The organism is uncultured Planktosalinus sp., from assembly GCF_963973675.1.
In the GTDB taxonomy this organism is placed as follows: domain Bacteria; phylum Bacteroidota; class Bacteroidia; order Flavobacteriales; family Flavobacteriaceae; genus Planktosalinus.
This window is the reverse complement of record NZ_CAXBAN010000306.1, coordinates 1-3,291: the sequence shown is the minus strand read 5'-3', so window position 1 is coordinate 3,291 and position 3,291 is coordinate 1. Positions and strand designations below refer to the sequence as shown.

The following is a 3,291-nucleotide window of genomic DNA, read 5'->3' as shown; positions in this document are numbered from 1 at the left end:
TCTTAGAATATCATAAATAGGAAAAACCCTGAAGTGAAAGCTTCAGGGTTTTTTTGTATATAAAACTGACCTATTTAATTGTCAGTTTGATTCTTAATAACTTTTACTATTTTACCTGACTAAAAGTGTTTATTTTTGTATCGATAACTAGTAAAATATAAGTTTTATGTCTGAAGCAACAGAAAGAATAAAATGTTTAATTATAGGTTCAGGACCAGCAGGGTATACTGCAGCTATTTACGCAGCCAGAGCAGATATGAAACCGGTAATGTATACCGGTATGGAACCCGGAGGCCAATTGACAACAACAACAGAAGTTGATAACTTTCCAGGTTATCCGGATGGAGTTGATGGCCCAACTATGATGGTCCAGTTGCAACAACAAGCAGAACGTTTTGGTACAGAAGTAAGAATCGGAATGGTAACATCAGTCAATTTAAATAATTCTGTTGGAGGAATCCATAGAGTTACTGTTGATAATTCAAGAGAAATTGAAGCTGAAACAATCATCATTTCTACAGGTGCAACTGCTAAATACTTAGGAATTCCCAGTGAGCAAAAGCTTAGGGGAGGGGGTGTCTCAGCCTGTGCTGTTTGTGACGGATTTTTTTACAAAGGTCAGGAAGTTGCTATAGTTGGTGGAGGTGATACTGCAGCAGAAGAAGCGACTTATCTTGCAAATATTTGTAAAAAAGTAACCATGCTCGTAAGAGGTGATGAAATGAGAGCTTCAAAGGCAATGCAGCACCGTGTTACATCAACTTCAAATATTGATTTAAGATTTAATACAGAAGTTGAAGAGGTGCTAGGCGATCAGGTAGTAGAAGGACTTCGAATGATTAATAATGTAACAGGTGATACAGAAGAAATTGAGATAACCGGCTTGTTTATAGCAATTGGTCATAAACCCAACACCGATATCTTTAAAGGACAAATCGACATGGACAATATGGGATATATTATTACAAAAGGAAAGTCGACCAAAACTAATAAACCCGGAGTTTTTGCATCTGGAGATGTTCAAGATAAAGAATATCGACAAGCTGTTACGGCAGCCGGAACGGGTTGTATGGCAGCTCTCGATGCTGAGCGTTATTTAACAAGTATTGAAACAGAAGTAGCAATTTAAATATTCTATTTATGATTAATAAAAAAAAAGCCAAACTAGAGTTGGCTTTTTTTTATTCCTTAGGTTTATTATCCTTAATTGTTTTTGGACGTATATTAAATTTTTTTCTTCTTGGTCGAAGTTTTCCAAATGTACCTAAAATAATTTTTCCTCTTTTCGTTTTTTTGTCTCCTTTTCCCATGGTCCTAAATATTTTTAAAAGTTATTAAATACGTTGTAGAAACTTAATATAATAAAAAAGGCTCATTAATAAAAATGAGCCTTTAAAAATATTTGAAATTTTGGATTAGAACTGTAAAGTTACATCCAATTCAAAATCGTCATAAATAGTGTTGTCTCCTAAGTTATCAAAAAAGCTACCTGAGCCATACCGCACATTAAATTTGGTACGATTGATTTTAAGCTTAGTACTTGCGGTATTTCCATCCATCTTCAGTGTAAATGAAATAGGTTCTGTAATACCTTTAATTGTAATGTCACCATTGATGTAATACCCTTCATTTGTTTTGTTACCACTCTTGATAACCAGCGTTGATGTTGGGTGCTTTTCAACACCAAAAAAGTCATCAGATTTCAGATGCCCTTCAAGTTTTTCTTTGTTTTCACCTTCAAGGTCTACGACATTGATGGAAGTCATGTCAATTACAAATTTTCCGTCAGTAATTTGATCTCCGTCAATGACCATAGAGCCATTGGCTAATTTGATGGTTCCGTGGTGTGATCCTAATACTTTTTTTCCTTTCCAGGTAATTGTACTTTCTTTTACTTTCATTTCTTTTTCCATAGGTTTTGTAAATGCTACTGTTGTTAAAATAATTACTGCGGCTCCAAGGCCTTTTAGAATGTTTGTTTTCATAATGTTTGATTAAAAAGTTGTATATACAAATGTTAAATTAAAAAAATACTATTTTAGTTTGTCTAATAATTGATTAAGCGTATTAAGTTCCTGTAGTGAAAATAAATTTAAAATATCCTCATTACACTTTGTCATTAATGGGTCTATTTCTGATAATAAATTCAAACCATTCTGTGTAATGACGATTTCTACTTTTCTGCGATTTGATTCACAAATGGTTCTTTCAGCAAATTTTTTTTCTATTAATTTGTCAACCAATCGTGTGGTATTACTCATTTTGTTAATCATTCTTTCCTGAATTGTAGAAAGATTTGCTGGAGTTCCCTTTTGACCTCTTAAAATCCTTAGCACATTGTATTGTTGCATTGAGATGTTGTAAGGTTTTAATAAATCACTTATTTTTTCTTCAACCAACCTGCTACTATACATGATATTTAACGTTGTACGTGTATGGGGCTTTAGTGGAATCGACGATTTAATTACTTCTTCAATTGTCATAACAAAAATTGTTGGTACAAATGTAATAATATATTATGTTATGTTGAGCTTATTAATAAAACTTTAACTTGAATTAGTTTAAGTTATGTTAAATTGTATATTCAAAAGCTAAAGATGAGCTATTTTTAAATTTCAAAAACTTGACATTCAATCTATATGTACTTAAAATATTGTTTGATCTTTATTGTATTGATTTCCTGCAAAGAAAAAAATCAAAATCAAGTAACGTCCGAAATTACTGAAAATGAAAAATCAATACCTGTTTATGATTTTGACGGATTTGAACCAATGCTTCACAAACAAGATGACATTACATATATTATTAATTTTTGGGCCACGTGGTGTAAGCCGTGTATTAAAGAACTGCCTTATTTTGAAAAAATAAATATTGCTTTTAAAGAACTGGGTGTTGAAGTAATTCTTGTTAGTCTTGATTTTCCTGAAAAACTGGAAAGTCAGGTTCAACCTTTTATTGAAAAGCACCAATTAAAATCGCAGGTTGTTTTGTTAGATGATGTTGATAGTAATACGTGGATACCTAAAGTTTCTGAAAGCTGGAGTGGGGCGATTCCTGCAACCTTAATTTACAATCGTACCCAAAGAAAGTTTTATGAAGGATCTTTTACTTATGATGAATTATTAACTGAACTTAAACCCTTTTTAAAATGAAAAGAAAATTAACACAATTATTATTTGTACTATTTTGTACTCTTGTTACTATTAATGCAAACTCTCAGAAAACGTCCGGTTATAGTATAGGGGATGTAGCAACTGATTTTTCCCTCAAAAATGTTGATGGAACCAAAGT

Annotated in this window: 5 protein-coding genes; 2 read left to right on the top strand and 3 right to left on the bottom strand. The window is 32.2% G+C overall.

Annotation, left to right across the window (positions count from 1 at the left end):
- Positions 1–166: 166 nt before the first annotated feature.
- A complete protein-coding gene (gene trxB / locus AACY61_RS10990) occupies positions 167–1,129 on the top strand; it encodes a thioredoxin-disulfide reductase (protein WP_339611629.1) in 963 nt (320 codons plus the stop codon).
- A 52-nt stretch (positions 1,130–1,181) separates the two neighbouring features.
- Here trxB and AACY61_RS10985 read toward each other — a convergent pair whose 3' ends face one another.
- From AACY61_RS10985 to AACY61_RS10975, 3 genes are all read right to left on the bottom strand, one after another.
- Complete coding sequence (locus tag AACY61_RS10985; RefSeq protein ID WP_339611628.1) at positions 1,182–1,310, bottom strand: 30S ribosomal protein THX; 129 nt, start codon at positions 1,308–1,310, stop codon at positions 1,182–1,184.
- Positions 1,311–1,415: 105 nt separating this feature from the next.
- Positions 1,416–1,985, bottom strand: a complete 570-nt coding sequence (locus AACY61_RS10980) for a YceI family protein (protein WP_339611627.1) — start codon at positions 1,983–1,985, stop codon at positions 1,416–1,418.
- A gap of 48 nt (positions 1,986–2,033) precedes the next feature.
- Complete coding sequence (locus AACY61_RS10975; RefSeq protein WP_339611626.1) at positions 2,034–2,483, bottom strand: MarR family transcriptional regulator; 450 nt, start codon at positions 2,481–2,483, stop codon at positions 2,034–2,036.
- Between the two features lie 156 nt (positions 2,484–2,639).
- Between AACY61_RS10975 and AACY61_RS10970 the strand changes: the two genes are divergently transcribed.
- Complete coding sequence (locus AACY61_RS10970; RefSeq protein WP_339611625.1) at positions 2,640–3,152, top strand: TlpA disulfide reductase family protein; 513 nt, start codon at positions 2,640–2,642, stop codon at positions 3,150–3,152.
- The last annotated feature ends 139 nt before the right edge of the window (positions 3,153–3,291 follow it).